This is a genomic window from Gordonia sp. p3-SID1431 (assembly GCF_025143765.1).
Classification (GTDB): Bacteria; Actinomycetota; Actinomycetes; order Mycobacteriales; family Mycobacteriaceae; genus Gordonia; species Gordonia hongkongensis.
Genome location: NZ_JAMBDT010000024.1, coordinates 15747 through 31625, shown reverse-complemented (window position 1 = coordinate 31625; position 15879 = coordinate 15747). Strand labels below are relative to the sequence as shown.

Genomic DNA, 15879 nt, shown 5'->3' with positions numbered 1-15879 from the left:
CAGGGTCGCCGACGGCGCTTGAAGGCGACTTGAGGCGGACTTGGCGACTCAGGTCGGGGACGTCAGACCCCAGGTCGTGGCCAGCGAATCGATCCGTCGGATCAACCCGGCCGCCTCCTGCGCGCGGGCGGTGTCGCGCGCGGTCGCCAGCGTGGCGCCGACCACGGACGCCGGACGCCCGTTGGCGTACTCGTAACGTGCGCGGACGAGGAGGCGGTGGGCGTCGGCATAACGTTCACCGGTGCGGTCGGCGAAGTCGTCGGCCCGGTCGAGCAGTGTGGCGGCGTCGGTGAGCTTGCCGGCGACGACGAGGACCTCGGCGTGCAGACCCAGCCAGTAGCCCTCACCCGTCCGCGGGTGATCCTCCACACCGACCTCGTCGGCACCCAGTCGCTCGATGTGCTCCAGGGCGTCGTCGAGGTCGCCGGTGAGGGCGCGCGCCCACCAGTACATGCGTTCGCCGCCGCGACGGAGGTAGGCGAGGGGCCCGACGCCGTCGGACGTGATGGCCGGGCCCGCGTCCAGAACCCACCTCGTGTCGCCGAGCATCGACGCCGCGCCGACGGCGAAGATGGCCATGGCGAGCCGGGACCGTGGATCGGGATGGGCATCGGCCATCGCGGCGAAGAGGTCCCGGCCGGCGTCGACACCGCGATGCACGGTCGCCGCCCAGGCCCGGAAGCCGCGGGCCATCGCGAGCTGATCGTCGCGGAGACCGTCGACGACGACGTCGATCGGCGCATAGTCCTCCAAGATGCGGTGCGCCGCACCGAAATTGCCGCGTGTGAACTCGTCGATCCCGGCGGCGTGCATGCCCAGATGGGTGACGACCGGGTCGTCGGATCTCTCGGCGCGCCGACGCAGATCCTCCGCGAGACGGTGGCCGGTGTGTGCATCCGCGATCTGGATGTGGGCCGCGCAGCGGGCGTAGTCGAGGGTGGCGAGGAGCCGGGCGTCGCCGAGGGCGGAGGCGAGTACACGGGCGCGGTCCTGCAGCTCGGGATCGGCGGCGAAGTACCCGTGCGCCGCGACGTCTCCGGCCAGTTGGGTGGTGATCGCGACGAGCTCCGCCTGCTGGTCACCGGTCGCGCGGGCGAGCGTCGCCGCATCCCCGAGATGCCGGCGCGCCCCGTCGAAATCGTAGGTGCGCAGCGCGATGTTCCCCGCCGCGAGGAGGGCGGTCGTGGTGCGCTCACGGTCGGCCAGCGGCCCGGCGGACCACAGATGCCGCGCGACTCTCGCCACGGCATGCGGCGACGAGTTGCCGGCGAGGGCGTCGGCGATCGCGAGATGCAGTCGCCGTGCGCGCATGGCGGCGATGCCGTCCGCGATCGCCTCCCGGATGATGTCGTGACTGAAGCCGAATCCGAACGGATCCTCCGGTCCGAGATCGATGACACCCGCCTCGCCCGCGGGTTCGAGGAGGTCGAGCGCCTCGTCCACCGGGCGCTGCGCGGCGGTCGCCAGCAGGACCAGGTCCACGCGGGTCCCGATGAGGGACGCGAGTTCGAGTAGTTCGGTCGTCGCCGCGGACATGCCGACCAGTCGCTGGCGCACCACATCACGGATGCCGGACGGGACGGCGCTGCCCGCGATGGACCCCCGGTCGGCCAGGATGCGGGCGAGTTCGCGCACGAAGAAGGCGTTGCCTCCGGTGCGTCGCTGGATCGACGACACGGTGGCGACCTCCGGCCACTGCCGGGTCTCGCGCCGGATGAGCTCGGAGATGTCGTCGCCGCCGAGCGGGCCGACGTGGAGGCGGCGATGCTCCGGCAACCGGGCCAGCGTCGCCAGGGTGGTGGCGACGACGGGCCGGTTCGACGGCGAACGCAACGAGGCGAAGAACGTGACCCCGGCGGTGCGTCGGGCGGCCATGTGCGCGAACAACTCCAGAGACGCACCGTCGGCCCACTGCAGATCGTCGAGCACGATGATCAGCTTCGACGTCGCGGCCACCCCCTCGAGGAGATCGGCGGCCTGGTCGTAGAACTGGAATCGAGCGGCCGCGTCCGGCATCTGCCGGGGCGGCGGGATCACGTTGACGCCCTCGGTCACCATCCGGCCGAGTGAACTGTCGAGGAGTCGTTCCCGATCGGCGGGGTCGAGCCGGGGGAGGACCGCACCGAGGATCTGCACCCACGGCCACATCGAGGGTGCGGCCGGGTCGTCGACGCAGCGCCCCCACAGGACCCGGAGGTCGGCGGCGCCCGCGGCCCGACGGCCGGCTTCGTCGATGAGCGCCGTCTTGCCCGCGCCCGGTTCGCCCTCGACCACGACCACGCCGCCGTGTCCTGTCATCGAGGCGAGCACCGCCCGATGCAATGCGGCGAGTTCGTCGGTCCGGCCGACCACGGACGGGGCGTCGTCGAGTTCGGCGTCGTCGACCGGTTCGTCCGTCATCGACTGCGCCGACGTCCGCGGGCCCGGTGCCGGGACGTCCGGCGCAAGCGTCACCTTGCCCGCGGCGGTGGCGGCCGGGGCGTCGAGATGCGGAGCGTGGTCGAGGATGTCGCGTTCGAGGGTGCGGAGACGGGGTCCCGGGTCGACGCCGATCTCCTCGGCGAGGGTCCGGCGGGCGGTGGCGATCGCCCCGAGTGCGTCGGACTGACGGCCGAGTCGGTAGAGGGCGGTGGCGAACAGCACCCACAAGCCCTCGTCGAGCGGCGCGCGTTCGACCTCGGTCTCCAGTTCGGTGACGAGCAGGCGGTGGTCGCCGTCGGCCATGCGGGCCTCGAAGGACATCTCCCGCGCCGCCTGCAGCATGCGGTCGAGGTGATCGGCGGCCTCGTCCCGGAAGGCGAGGCCCTCGAACTCGGGGAGCAGGGGACGATAGTCGGCGAGCACCTGGTGCAGCAGCGGTGCGGCACCCGCCGCGTCGCCCTGTTGCATCAATGCACGAGCATCGCCGACCCGGGCGGTCAGCCGGCGCACGTCGACGTTGTCGGCGGCCGTCGGGAGGCTGTACCCCGTCCCGTGGGTGAGCAGGACCGTGGAGGGAGTCCGAGGCTTTCGATGCGGCTCGAGGACTTTGCGCAGGCCCGAGATGTAGGACTGGAGCGACACCTCTGCGCGCTCCGGAGGCGAATCGCCCCAGATGCCCTCGATCAGACTGTCGGCGCGCACCGGAACACCCTCGGCAAGGATCAGCTGGGCGAGTGTCGCCCGCTGCTTGCGCGTGCCGAGTTCGACGGGGTCGGAACCGATCTGAGCCCCGAGGCCGCCCAAGACCGTATAGGAGATTTCGAGCATCAGCGTGAGTGTAAGTGGTGATCGGGTCCTTCCGGGCGGCTAGCGGCGAACGTGCCGACGATCTGCCCGCGACCGCCCGGGGATGTCGGTGGCCGGGAGTAGCTTGGCAGGCATGAGTCTCGCACTGGGCATGATCACCGTCGACGCACTCGCGCCCGCGCCCCTGGCGACGTGGTGGGCCGAGCAGCTCGGCGGCCGCATCGTCGAGGACAACGACGGTTACTTCATCGTCGTCGCGGTCGGGGAGGGCGGGCCGCTGTTCGCGTTCCAGCAGGTCGAGGACCCCACGCCCGGCAAGAACCGCGTCCACCTCGACCTGACCACCGAAGATCTCGAGACGGAGGTGGATCGACTCGTGGCGGCGGGCGCGAGCCGGATCGCCGATCGTGAGATGCCCGGCTTCGTGTGGGTGACGCTCGCCGACCCCGACGGCAACCAGTTCTGCGTGTCGGCCCGACACGGTGCGGAGACGGCATCCTGACGCGTTCCCGCATCGCCCGGCCGGATACCCGGTGTGCCTGATGGGATTCACCCGGGCCGACCTGCTCGCCTACCGAGACCGCACCGTCGACGACCTCGTGGGCGAGGGCTGCAAGCTGCTGTTCGTCGGCATCAACCCCGGCCTGTGGACCGCGGCCACCGGTGCGCATTTCGCCCGGCCCGGCAATCGGTTCTACCCGGCGCTCGCCCGGGCCGGCATCGTCGACCACGTGATCGACGCATCGACGGGCATGTCCGACGCCGACCGGACGATGCTGCTCGACCGCGGCGTGGGGATCACCAACGTCGTGCCACGCGCCACCGCGACCGCCGCCGAACTGACCGTCGAGGAGTTCCGCGAGGGGGGACGCCGCCTGCGCGAACGGGTTCGTGAGATCCGCCCACGGGTTGTCGCGGTCGCCGGGATCACCGCGTATCGCAGCGCGTTCGGGCGCCGCGATGCCGTGCCGGGGCGGCAGGACGAGACGTGGGACGGGGCCGAACTCTGGGTGGTCCCCAACCCGAGCGGACTGAACGCGCACGAGACGGTCGAGTCCCTCGCGGCCGCCTACCGCCGGGCCGCGGCTGCCGCCGGGGTCGTCGACGACCTCAGAAGTCCTCCGAGCTGACGACCCGGCGTCGCACCGACAGCAACTCGACTTCGGGATGGGCTGCCGCAGAACGTTCGACGGCGTCGAGCACGTCGACGACATGGCCGCGGTCGGCGGCCACCGCACTGACCCCGATGACGGTTCGCCGATGGACGTCGAGGTGTCCGACCTCGGCAGCCGAGACCGTGTACCGCTTGCGCAGGTCGGCGACGATCGGTCGCACCACGGACCGCTTCTGTTTCAGCGAGTGCACGTCACCGAGCAGATAGTCGAACTCGCAGAACCCGATCCACATCAGTGGTCGGTGCGGATCAGCGTCGCCACGTGGTCGGGTACGTACTTGGACAGCGAGCGCGGCGGGCGGTGATAGTTGCCCGACTCGATCGGATGCTTGGGCAGGGACACGCGGGGGCGGGGGACCTCGGCGTACTCGATGGTCGACAGCAGATGCGAGATCATGTTCAGGCGAGCATGCTTCTTCACGTCGGATTCGACGACGTACCAGGGACTCAGCGCGGTGTCGGTGTGGACCATCATCTCGTCCTTGGCGCGCGAGTAGTCCTCCCACCGGTACACCGACTCGAGATCCATCGGGCTCAGCTTCCATTGCCGCACTGGGTCGTTCATGCGTGACCGGAACCGCTTGAGCTGTTCGTCGTCGGACACCGAGAACCAGTACTTGCGCAGCAGGATGCCGTCGTCGATGAGCATCTGCTCGAAGATCGGGGTCTGCCGCAGGAACCGCGAGTGCTCCTCGGGGGTGCAGAAACCCATGACCTTCTCCACGCCGGCGCGGTTGTACCAGGACCGGTCGAACAAGACGATCTCGCCGGGCGCGGGCAGATGCGCGACGTAACGCTGGTAATACCACTGTCCGCGTTCACGATCCGTCGGCGCCGGGAGCGCGGCGACCCGTGCGATCCGTGGGCTCAGATACTCGGTGATGCGCTTGATCGTTCCGCCCTTGCCGGCAGCGTCACGCCCCTCGAAGATGACCACGACGCGGGTGCCGCTGTCACGGACCCATTCCTGGAGCTTCACGAGTTCGGTCTGCAACCGGAACAACTCCGCCTCGTAGACCTTGTTCCCGATCTTGGCCTTTTTCGCCTTGTCCTTCTTCGACATGAGCAGAAACACTACGGGGTGGACACGGCCTCGCGCTCGGATTGGAGTTCGGCGACCGACGCGTCGATCCGCGCCCGCGAGAACTCGTTGATGTCGAGACCCTCGACGATCTGCCACCGGCCGTCGACCGAGCGCACCGGAAACGAGCACACGAGTCCCTCGGGGACTCCATAGGCTCCCGGGGACGGCAGCGCCACCGACGTCCAGTCGTCGGGCGGTGTCCCGAGCACCCAGTCGTGGACATGGTCGATGGTGGCGTTCGCCGCCGAGGCCGCCGACGACGATCCGCGAGCCTCGATGATCGCGGTGCCACGGCGGGCGACGGTCGGGATGAAGTCGTCGACGAGCCAGTCACGGTCGGCGGCGATGTCCGCGCCGCTTCGGTTGCCGACCCGGGCGTGGAAGATGTCGGGGTACTGCGTGGCGGAGTGGTTGCCCCACACCGTGACCCGGCTGATCTCGGCGACGCTCGCGCCGGTGCGTCGGGCCAACTGGGCGATGGCGCGATTGTGGTCGAGGCGGGTCAGGGCGGTGAACCGGTCGGCCGGGACCTCGGGCGCGTTGGCGGCGGCGACCGCGGCGTTGGTGTTGGCGGGGTTGCCGACGACGATCACCCGGATGTCATCGGCGGCAACGTCGTTGATGACCGAGCCCTGGGCGGCGAAGATGTCGGAGTTGGCGGCCAGCAGGTCGGCGCGCTCCATGCCCTTGGTGCGCGGACGGGCCCCGATGAGCAGACCGAAACTCGCCCCGTCGAACGCCTTGCGCGGATCGTCGAGGACGTCGACGGACTTCAGGAGGGGGAACGCGCCGTCGTCGAGTTCCATCGCGGTGCCGACTGCGCCGGAGATCGCCTGCGGGAGTTCGAGGAGTCGGAGAGCAACCGGTTGGTCGTGACCGAGCATCGCGCCGGCGGCGATGCGGAAGACGCTGGCGTATCCGATGCTGCCGGCGGCACCCGTCACGGTCACCGTCACCGGTATCCGCCGGTTCATGCCGGCTTCTCGGTCAACAGGACCTGCGCCGCGGGGCCGACGAGGACGAGCGCGTGGCCCACCGAATACCAGGTCAGCGGTTCCTTGGTGAACGTGGTCACCCAGGCGTCGGCGCCGGCGTGCGGACCGGGGCAGGCCATCATCGTCGAGGCGAGGGAGCCGAGACGCAACAGTGAGTCGTCGACGCGGAGATCCCCGATGTGCCGGTTGCAACCGGCAGACAGCGCGATCCGATTGGCGGCCGGGAAACTGACCTCCAGCGGTCCACCGCCGGGGATCTGTTCACCGGTCACCGCGGTCGAGGTGTAGGTCTTGCCGACGAAGCCGGGGGCGGGGGGAGCGGCGGCAGCGGACCCGGGGCCGACGAGCATCGTGCCGACCGCGGCGATCACCGCGCTGAGCAGTAAGGCCATGCGTAAGCTGATGCGGTGTTCGCGGGCCGGGGATCGGTCGCGCGCGGGTAGACGTCCCGCCTCGGATTGACGTCGCTGCGCCGGTTGACGGCGTTCGCCGGAGCTCACGCGCACAACGGTAGCCGACCGGACAGGGGTATGGATATGACGAATGTGGGCACCATGGTCCCGGTGACGTGTCGGACTGAATACCTGACCGGTCGCCACCACCGCTCGGCCACCGCAGCCTGGGTTCTCATGGTCGTCGCGATGATCGCGCTCGTGACCCTCAACATCGCCGGGGTCGACGGTCTCATCACGTCGGCGGTGGTCGGTGGCGCGATCGCGGCGTCGTTGCTCGGGGCGGCCTTCGGCCGGCTCGGTGAACGAGGCGCGGTCCTGCTGACTGTCGACGACGACACGGTCTACTTCGGGAACGAGGACCGCACACTCGTCAGCTACCCGCTCGACTCGCTCGTCACGGTGGCCGTGGGTGGGCCGGCGGACGCGACTTCGGAGATGGCCGGCGAGCGTGCGCGTCACCTGACGGTCGTCGGGCAGAAGTATCTGAAACTCACCTTCGCGAGCCGGGACGGTGAGCCCGTTCCCGCCGACCGGACACCACCCAGCTCCCCGGACGAGTCCGACGACACGCCCGAGACGGAGTTCTGGCGGGTCGCCGTCGTCGAAGGAGACCCGGCGGTCGCGGAGATCCTGGCCCGACTCCGCCGGCACGCGCCCGAACGCATCGCCACGAAGAAGAAGGGCGCCGCGACGCCGGCCGGGTCACGGGCGGCAGCGGCGAGTGCCCCGCCGGACGAACCGGTCGACCTGACCCGACCCGCATCCGGCGGGCCCCGGATCGCCGACGCGGGCTCTGACGAAGCGGCGCAACGGTTGTGGGAGGAAGCGGCGCGTCGCCACGACGAGGTCCTCGGCGCCTACGGAACCTACGAACTCGATCCCGCCATGCTGCTGAGGTATCCGGCCGTGACCGACGTGACGGTCGAACAGACGCAGACCTTCCATCTCGCGCTCGACGAGGCGATGGCTCTGCGGACCGACGACTACCCGGACAACCGCTCGCGCGCCGACGCCTACCAGCAGTCCGTCGCCAGACTGCGGCGGGCCTGGATCGCCTGCGAGAAGAACGGCCGGCGGGTGGGCGCAAGCTACCTGGAGCAGACCGATCAGGACGACCTCGATCGCGCGCTCAAGCTCTACAACCACGCCGCCGCCAGCAGCACGCCGGCCGAGCAGGCGACGTACTACGGCCGCGTCCGCGACATCGTCACCACGATGACCGATCGCGGGGTGCTGCATCCGCCCGAAGCGGCGGTGGCCGAACTGCAGGCCGTCACGCGGAGGGCGCTGGAAGCGGGGACCCCGAAGGTGTGAGTCGACCGGTGTGGTCGCGCCGGCCGGGTCCGGTGTCAGTACCGACCCTCCTTCATGAAGCGTCCATCCAAGGTATAGATCGCCTCGGCGTCGTCGGTGTTGGCGATGTCCATCCGGATGACGAACTGCGGAGCCTCGTCGATGCGGTTGCGTTCGACCTCGACGCCCACCGCGTCACGGTCGTACTCGGGCACCGACGCACGTCTCATCAAGTCGGCCCTGACCTGGTCGAGGGTGTCCGCCGAGATGCTGTCAAAGCGGAAGCCCACGCTTCGGTAACGACCCTCGCTGACGGTTCCGACCGGGAATTCGCCGGGTGCGATGGCGACTTCGCCGCCACGGTCGCCGAGTCGGTACCTCACTAGGACCCCGCCCGAGTTCTGGATGACGCTCGCCGTGACCGGGGACACACCGTCCGCCGTCCCCTGGATGATGAACTCCTCGATGACGGGCGCGTCGACGGGGACACGAGCAGCCGCCAGTTCACGACGCGCCAGTTCGAACGACTTGGCGAAGTCCGCGGGGTCGAAGAACTCGGCGATGGTGCCGTCCGGTGTCGCCTGGACGACGTAGTCGTCGATGACACCCTCGTCGGGTTCGATGGTCCCGGTGATCAGTACCGGACCGTCCGGTCCGCGCCGCTCGATGACCACCTTGTCCAGTTCCGGTTCGGTGGCGTACGGCCGGACCGCCGCCACCATCGGGTCGGCGAGTGAGCCGAGTGTGTTCGGTTCGATGGCCGCGGCGTCGAAGGTCTTGTTCGCCCGTTCGGTGTTGGGCACGACTGACGAATTCGAGTACCCGTCACCGATGTTGATCGTCCTGGCGCGGCCGGTGTCGGGATCGAAGACGCGCGCGGAGGCCGACGGAGAGCCGACCTCGTAGTCGAGTTGCAGCACGTTGTGTACGCCCTGCGGGCCCGCGTATTCGGCGATCGCGTCCAGCATCTGCCGATGCTGATCGGCGAGAGTCGCCGCGTCCTCGTCGTCGGAATCGATCGCGGAATCGAACCCGGAGAGCGACGGCCCCTCGACGTGCCACCCGCCGGCGACACCGAACAGCAAGGCGCCGGCCACGAGCAGGGTGACCGCGGGATAGACGAGCGCCCAGCGGCCGGGCTGGTCGTCGAATTCGGGGGTCTCCGGCTGGTCGCGGGGCGGGAGAGCATCCGGCGGCAGTGTCGTGAACGGGGTGTCGGTCAGCGACTGGAAATTCCCCTTGGTCATCGAGGTGATCCAGCGCGCCCGGTACGCGGTGTCGTTCGGTGGGTTGATCGTCGCGGTGACCATGGTCGGTTGCGAGTCGTCGGCGGTCAGGCTGCTGCGGGTGAGCGCCTCGACCTTCACCTGCGGGGCGTCCGGCGACGTGGCGCGCCGGAACTCCGGCAGTTCCGACACCCGGGAAGCGCGGGGACTGACCGCGATGCCGGCGAAGACCAGGGGGATCCCGAAGAACAGCGCGACCCACCAGTCGTTGAATGCACCGAGGCCGACTCCGACCGCGATGAGCGACCCGGCGATCGTCGCGCGCAGGAGACGGAGTCGAACCCTGGTCCGGCGAGTCCTGGTCATGGGCCGTCCTTAGTCCTCGAGCCGAATCGGGTGGACTGATCATAATGTCGGCGTCCTCGGTCGACCAGCGGCCGCGTACCGTTGTTGCTGACCTGACCGCCCGGAGGGGGTGGGTCGCGACGGAACCGGGAACGATCAGGAGAAATGTTTCGGTGGGAAAGCTGAGCAACAGCATGTGGCGCCTTCTGGGCGCCCAGTCGACTCGCAACCAGTCGAAGTCGTTGGGTGTGATCAAGGATGCCGAAGCCCACACCGACTGGGCCGCCGAACTCGCCGACGACGCGTTCGGCGCGGAGGCCGAGAAACTCGACATCGCCGAGAAGCCCGCGGACCGCGCGAAGTTCCTCGCCCTGGTCCGGGAAGCCGCCGACCGCACCATCGACCTGCGGCCCTTCGATGTCCAGTTGCAGGGCGCCCTCCGACTCCTGGAGGGCGACATCGTCGAGATGGCCACCGGTGAGGGCAAGACGCTCGCCGGCGCCATCGCCGCGATCGGCCATGTGCTGCAGGGACATCAGGTCCACGTGATCTCGGTCAACGACTACCTGGCGACCCGCGACGCGGAGTGGATGAAGCCGCTGTTCGACGTCTTCGGCATCACCGTCCACGCGGTCTCGGAGAACTCGAGCCGCGAGGAACGGCGACGCGCCTACACCGGTGACGTCACTTACGGGTCGGTCAACGAGATCGGCTTCGACGTCCTGCGTGATCAGCTCGCCCTGTCCGAAGCGGACCTCGTCTCACCGACACCCGACGTGGCCATCATCGACGAGGCGGATTCGGTGCTCGTCGACGAGGCGCTCGTGCCGCTGGTGCTCGCCGGTTCGACCGAGACCGAGGTGCCGGACGCGGCGATCCACGACGTCGTGTCGCGGATGAAGAACAAGCACTACGAGGTCGACGCGGAGGGTCGCAACGTCACCCTGACCGACGAGGGTGCGGTGTTCGTCGAGGAAGAACTCGGCGGCATCGACCTCTACAGCGAGGAACACGTCGGCACGACGCTCGTACACGTCAGCATCGCCATGCACGCCCACTATCTCCTCGAACGCGACATCCACTACATCGTCCGCGACGGCGGCGTGCACCTCATCAACGCCTCGCGCGGCCGCGTCGCGCAGCTCCAGCGCTGGCCCGACGGGGTCCAGGCCGCGGTCGAGCTCAAGGAAGGGCTGACGCAGACCGACTCGGGAGAGGTCATCGACACCATCACGGTGCAGGCCCTGATCGGCCGCTACCCGAAGGTCTGCGGCATGACCGGCACTGCGCTCGCCGCCGGCGAGCAGTTCCGCCAGTTCTACGAACTGCGCGTCTCGCAGATCCCGCCGAACACCCCCAACGTCCGGACCGACCTGCCCGACCGGGTCTACGACACCAAGGCCAACAAGGTCGAGGCGATCGTCGCCTACGTCAAGGAGATCCACGAGACCGGACAACCCGTCCTCATCGGTACCCACGACGTGGCCGAGTCCGAGGAACTCGCGTACTTCCTCGACAAGGCCGGGGTGTCGTCGGTCGTGCTCAACGCGAAGAACGACGCCGAAGAGGCGAAGATCATCGCCGAGGCCGGCGCCCGGGACGCCGTCACCGTGTCCACCCAGATGGCCGGACGGGGCACCGACATCCGCCTGGGTGGTTCGAAGGACGACGCGGACGCCCACGACGAGGTCATCGAACTCGGCGGGTTGTGCGTCGTCGGCACGGGCCGCCACGACACCGAACGTCTCGACAGTCAGCTGCGCGGACGCGCGGGGCGTCAGGGCGATCCCGGTACGTCGGTGTTCTTCTCCAGCCTCGAGGACCCGGTCGTCACCAAGAACCTCGCGTTCAAGCGAGATCCCGTGTCGCCCAACGAAGACGGTTCGATGGGCAGCAAGGGCGTCGACCTCATCGAGCAGGCCCAGCGGATTGCCGAGGGCGTGATGCTCGAACTCCACGCGAACACCTGGCGTTACAACAAGCTGGTCAATCAGCAGCGGGACATCATTGTCGAACGTCGTATGCAGATCCTGACCACCGACGCCGCGCTCGAAGAGCTCGCGGATCTGGAACCGGACCGCTACGCGCAGTTGACCGGGAGCACGACGACGGTGGAGACCACCACCGATGAGGCCGACGCCGACAAGGCCGACGCCGAGACGGCCGACGCCGAGAAGGCCGCGACCGATCACGAGGCCACCCCCGCCGTCGCGCCCGTGCCTCGCGAGGTGTTGTCACAGGCCGCGCGCGAGATCGTGCTCTACCATCTCGACCGCGCCTGGGCCGACCACCTCGCGTTCGTCTCCGACGTCCGCGCCAGCATCCACCTCCGGTCGCTGGGCAAGGAGAGCCCGCTGGACGAGTTCCACCGGCTGATCCTCGCCGAGTTCGCCGATCTGCCCGGTACGGCACTCGCGAAGGCGCGCGAGACGTTCCGGGAGGCCGACATCACCCCCGACGGCGTCGACCTCGGGTCGGCGGATCTGCACCGGTCGACGACCACCTGGACCTACATGGTCCACGACAACCTGTTCTCCTCGGGCGGAGCGAAAACCTTGCAGGGCATCATCGGGATCTTCCGGTGACCGAGCCGGAGGCGGCGACCACGCCGGCTCCGGACCGGATCGTCACGGTCCCGAACGCGCTGAGCGTGCTTCGGCTCGCACTCATCCCGGTGTTCGTGTGGCTGCTCCTCGTCGAGAAGGCGGACGGCTGGGCCTTCGCCGTCCTCATGTTCTCGGGCTTCTCCGATTGGGCCGACGGCAAGATCGCGCGACTCCTCGACCAGTCGTCGAAGATCGGTGCGCTGCTCGACCCGGCCGCCGACCGGCTCTACATCGTGATCATCCCGATCGCGTTCGGTATCCGGGAGTTCCTGCCGTGGTGGCTGATCGGTGTGATCATCGCGCGCGACGTCCTGCTGTTCGCGTCTGCGCCGCTGTTGCGTTCGCGGGGCGTGCTGGCGCTCCCGGTGCTCTACATCGGCAAGGCGGGGACCTTCGCGCTGATGAGCGCATTCCCGTGGCTTCTTGCCGGACAGCTCGATTCGATCGTGGGGACCATCGCGTACCCGATCGGCTGGGCTTTCATGATCTGGGGCGTCGGACTGTATCTGTGGTCCTTCGTCCTGTACTGGTATCAGACGATCCTGGTGATGCGGCTCATGCCGCCGCGTCACCCGGCAGGCGACTCGGCAGACAGTAGAGTCTGACGAGGACGAAAGGGGTTCGCGTGACCGACAGCAAAGTGCCAGAGACCTTGCGCTACACCGCGGAGCACGAGTGGATCGAGCGACTCGGGCCGACGACGGTGCGCGTCGGGATCACCGACTACGCCCAGGACGCTCTCGGCGACGTGGTGTTCGTCCAGCTACCCGAGAGCGGTGCGGAGGTGACCGTCGGCGAGTCGTTCGCCGAGGTCGAGTCGACGAAGAGCGTCTCGGACATCTTCGGGCCGCTCGCAGGCACGGTGTCGGCGGTGAACGACGCCCTCGACGCCTCGCCGGAACTGGTCAATTCGGACCCGTACGGCGAGGGGTGGCTGGTCGAGATCGAGGCGGCAGACGAGGCGACCCTCGACGAACACCTGGGTGAGGTACTCGACGCCGCGGGGTACCGCGCCGTCATCGAGGGGTGAGTTCTCCCGGCCGTGAACGGCCGGTGCCCCGATCGACCCGGCTGATCGCCTCCGGAACGATATGATCGTCGATGCCGGAGTCGACTCGCGCGCCGGTGGGATCGGCAGGACCGGTACGGTTACGGCAGTGGGAACGAGGCGCGACGTGACACCGATGCTCACGATCTCGCGCCGAGAACTACCCGGCCGCACAAGTCATGTAGATTCGACCGGCCATCGTGGCGAGAGCCGACGGGCACCGTCCCAGGCGATGCCGGCGGTTCCGAGAACGAGGTTGGCGACTGTGCGGTCGACACTGACGACGACGAAGGAGAAGTGGTGAGCGAAAACGACAGGGACTTCGAGGCGCCGGTGGAGACCACATCGGTGTTCCGGGAGGAGTTCATCAATGAACTCGATGCCGGGACCAGCACCTCGAGTGAGCCGGCCGACACGGGGGTCGAACGACTCGCTCCCGGGACCGCGCTGCTTGTCGTGAAGCGAGGACCCAATGCGGGGTCGCGGTTCCTCCTCGATCAGCCGACGACCTCGGCCGGCCGGCACCCCGACAGCGACATCTTCCTCGACGACGTGACCGTCAGCCGTCGTCACGCCGAGTTCCGTCTCGGCGACAACGACTTTCAGGTCGTCGACGTGGGCAGCCTCAACGGCACGTACGTCAACCGCGAGCCGGTCGACACCGCGTCGCTGAGCAATGGCGACGAGGTTCAGATCGGCAAGTTCCGTCTGGTGTTCCTCAGCGGTCCCCGCGACGAAGCAGACGCCTGACACCCGTGACGGCGTCCACGGCCCCCCGCGGCGAAGGATCGATGTCGATCGGCACGGTTCTCGCCCAATTGCGTGATGACTTCCCGGACATCACGATCTCGAAGATCCGATTCTTGGAGTCGGAGGGTCTGGTGACCCCGGAGCGGGCTCCGTCGGGGTATCGGCGGTTCAGTCAGGCCGACTGCGAACGGCTGCGGTTCGTGCTGACCGCGCAGCGGGACCGGTATCTCCCGCTGAAGGTGATCAAGGAACAGCTCGACGCGATCGACAACGGCAACGGCGGCTTCGGTCCCGGCGGGACGCGCGTGCTATCCGCGGCCCGCGGGACCGTGGCGCCGGCCACCGACTTCGGTGCGCGCGCCGGACGCGTCTCCCGGGAGTCGCTGATCGAACGCACCGGGGTGGATTCGGCGTTCGTCACCGAACTCCAGCGCAACGGCCTGTTGACCGCCGGGCCCGCCGGGTTCTTCGACGAGGACGCCGTACGGCTCGTCGAGGCGGCCGCGGCCCTGGCCAGTTACGGCCTGGAGACGCGTCATCTCCGGGCATTCAAGGTGTCCGCAGATCGCGAGGCGGGCCTCGTCGCCCAGATCGCCAACCCGATCGCCAAGGGCAAGGGCACCGGTGCGCGGGACCGCGCCGAGGAACTCGTGCGCGAGATCGCGGCCTTGTCGGTGACGCTGCACACGCAGTTGGTCAAGGCGGCCGTCAAGGGTGCGCTGGACTGAGATCGCGGTGCGCGCGTGCGGCCGCCGCACCGGACTGAACAGCGACGATCCGCCGAGGGCATCCGCTGAGGGGATCCGCTGGGGCGCCGCGAGTCGGCCGCCGCTGTCCGCTCAGTCGGTGTAGCGTCGAGGTCACTGAATCGAGCGCCGTACAAGGCGTCTGGGAGGTGCGAGATGAGCGAGATGCGTGTGGTGGGCATCAGGGTCGAACCCCCGCAGAGTCAGCCGGTGTTGTTGCTGCGCGAGGTCGAGGGCGAACGCTACCTGCCGATCTGGATCGGGCAGAGTGAAGCTGCGTCGATTGCGTTGCGGCAGAAGGGGATCGAGCCTCCTCGTCCGCTGACCCACGATTTGATCGTGAACCTCATCAAGGAGTTCGGGCAGACCCTCGTCGAGGTCCGGATCGTCGACATGCAGGAGGGCACCTTCTACGCCGAGATGATCTTCACCGGCGACCTGCGGGTGTCGGCGCGGCCGTCGGATTCGATCGCGGTCGCGATGCGTGCCGAGGTGCCGATCATCGCCGACGAAGAGGTTCTCGCCGAGGCGGGGTTGCTGATCCCGGACGAGGATTCCGACGAGTCCGCCGAGGTGCAGCCCGAAGAGGTCAAAGAGGACGAGGTCGAGAAGTTCAAGGAGTTCCTCGACAACGTGTCCCCGGACGACTTCAAGGCAAGCGGCGCCTGACCGGTTCGTGGAATTCGTCGACGAACGTGTTCGCCGACCGGAACCGAAACTCAGATCACGGAATCGACACCGCCCGATCACCATTTGTCTTGATCTCAAGTTGAGGTTGAGTGTCGTGGCGAGTCGCGTTGATCCACCGTCCTCCGCCGCATAGCGTCATCAGCGACATCGAGCACCGGACACGGGCCGATGAAGATGATCGGCCGACCGGAAACAGCCTGGACCGCGTACTGTGGACGTGGACGTCAGGCACCGTGGTG

At 68.6% G+C, this 15879-nt stretch carries 15 protein-coding genes; 9 read left to right on the top strand and 6 right to left on the bottom strand.

The window, feature by feature from the left end; genetic code table 11:
- Positions 1-48 precede the first annotated feature (48 nt).
- Positions 49-3249 (bottom strand): BTAD domain-containing putative transcriptional regulator, encoded by a 3201-nt coding sequence (locus M4D77_RS08520; RefSeq protein ID WP_259936009.1) that lies wholly within the window; start codon positions 3247-3249, stop codon positions 49-51.
- A gap of 112 nt (positions 3250-3361) precedes the next feature.
- Between M4D77_RS08520 and M4D77_RS08515 the strand changes: the two genes are divergently transcribed.
- Positions 3362-3730: a VOC family protein gene (locus tag M4D77_RS08515; RefSeq protein WP_065629835.1), complete on the top strand. Its 369-nt coding sequence runs from the start codon at positions 3362-3364 to the stop codon at positions 3728-3730.
- A 40-nt stretch (positions 3731-3770) separates the two neighbouring features.
- Entirely contained in the window at positions 3771-4358 is a 588-nt protein-coding gene (locus M4D77_RS08510) for a mismatch-specific DNA-glycosylase (RefSeq protein ID WP_058253179.1), read from the top strand.
- On the opposite strand, the gene M4D77_RS08505 is transcribed toward M4D77_RS08510, so the two are convergent.
- The 4 genes from M4D77_RS08505 to M4D77_RS08490 are packed head-to-tail and all read right to left on the bottom strand — an operon-like array spanning position 4339 to position 6981.
- Positions 4339-4635, bottom strand: coding sequence for a DUF503 domain-containing protein (locus M4D77_RS08505; RefSeq protein WP_058253180.1), 297 nt, complete (start codon positions 4633-4635; stop codon positions 4339-4341). The two genes, M4D77_RS08510 and M4D77_RS08505, sit on opposite strands and share 20 nt — an antisense overlap.
- Positions 4635-5465 carry a polyphosphate kinase 2 gene (ppk2, locus tag M4D77_RS08500; protein ID WP_058253227.1) on the bottom strand — a complete coding sequence of 277 codons (831 nt, stop codon included), beginning with the start codon at positions 5463-5465 and terminating at the stop codon, positions 4635-4637. The genes M4D77_RS08505 and ppk2 overlap by 1 nt, the downstream gene beginning before the upstream one ends.
- An 11-nt stretch (positions 5466-5476) precedes the next feature.
- Positions 5477-6460 (bottom strand): malate dehydrogenase, encoded by a 984-nt coding sequence (locus M4D77_RS08495; protein ID WP_065629836.1) that lies wholly within the window; start codon positions 6458-6460, stop codon positions 5477-5479.
- Entirely contained in the window at positions 6457-6981 is a 525-nt protein-coding gene (locus tag M4D77_RS08490) for an META domain-containing protein (RefSeq protein WP_396266555.1), read from the bottom strand. Before M4D77_RS08490 ends, M4D77_RS08495 begins: the two co-directional genes overlap by 4 nt.
- 54 nt (positions 6982-7035) lie before the next feature.
- On the opposite strand from M4D77_RS08490, the gene M4D77_RS08485 reads away from it, so the two are divergent.
- A complete protein-coding gene (locus M4D77_RS08485; RefSeq protein WP_259936022.1) occupies positions 7036-8250 on the top strand; it encodes a hypothetical protein in 1215 nt (404 codons plus the stop codon).
- Between the two features lie 35 nt (positions 8251-8285).
- Here M4D77_RS08485 and M4D77_RS08480 read toward each other — a convergent pair whose 3' ends face one another.
- Complete coding sequence (locus M4D77_RS08480) at positions 8286-9821, bottom strand: hypothetical protein (protein ID WP_259936008.1); 1536 nt, start codon at positions 9819-9821, stop codon at positions 8286-8288.
- Positions 9822-9973: 152 nt separating this feature from the next.
- On the opposite strand from M4D77_RS08480, the gene secA2 reads away from it, so the two are divergent.
- The 6 genes from secA2 (at position 9974) to M4D77_RS08450 (ending at position 15619) form a co-directional block, all read left to right on the top strand.
- The gene (secA2, locus tag M4D77_RS08475) at positions 9974-12385 is read left to right on the top strand and encodes an accessory Sec system translocase SecA2 (protein ID WP_259936007.1); all 2412 of its coding nucleotides are present in this window, start codon (positions 9974-9976) and stop codon (positions 12383-12385) included.
- Positions 12382-13011 (top strand): CDP-alcohol phosphatidyltransferase family protein, encoded by a 630-nt coding sequence (locus tag M4D77_RS08470; protein ID WP_055475391.1) that lies wholly within the window; start codon positions 12382-12384, stop codon positions 13009-13011. Before secA2 ends, M4D77_RS08470 begins: the two co-directional genes overlap by 4 nt.
- Positions 13012-13031: 20 nt before the next feature.
- A complete protein-coding gene (gcvH, locus tag M4D77_RS08465; protein WP_055475392.1) occupies positions 13032-13436 on the top strand; it encodes a glycine cleavage system protein GcvH in 405 nt (134 codons plus the stop codon).
- A gap of 315 nt (positions 13437-13751) precedes the next feature.
- Positions 13752-14204, top strand: a complete 453-nt coding sequence (garA, locus tag M4D77_RS08460; protein WP_055475393.1) for a glycogen accumulation regulator GarA — start codon at positions 13752-13754, stop codon at positions 14202-14204.
- 41 nt (positions 14205-14245) lie between these two features.
- Positions 14246-14932 carry a MerR family transcriptional regulator gene (locus tag M4D77_RS08455; protein ID WP_055475436.1) on the top strand — a complete coding sequence of 229 codons (687 nt, stop codon included), beginning with the start codon at positions 14246-14248 and terminating at the stop codon, positions 14930-14932.
- Between the two features lie 174 nt (positions 14933-15106).
- Complete coding sequence (locus tag M4D77_RS08450) at positions 15107-15619, top strand: bifunctional nuclease family protein (RefSeq protein WP_055475394.1); 513 nt, start codon at positions 15107-15109, stop codon at positions 15617-15619.
- The last annotated feature ends 260 nt before the right edge of the window (positions 15620-15879 follow it).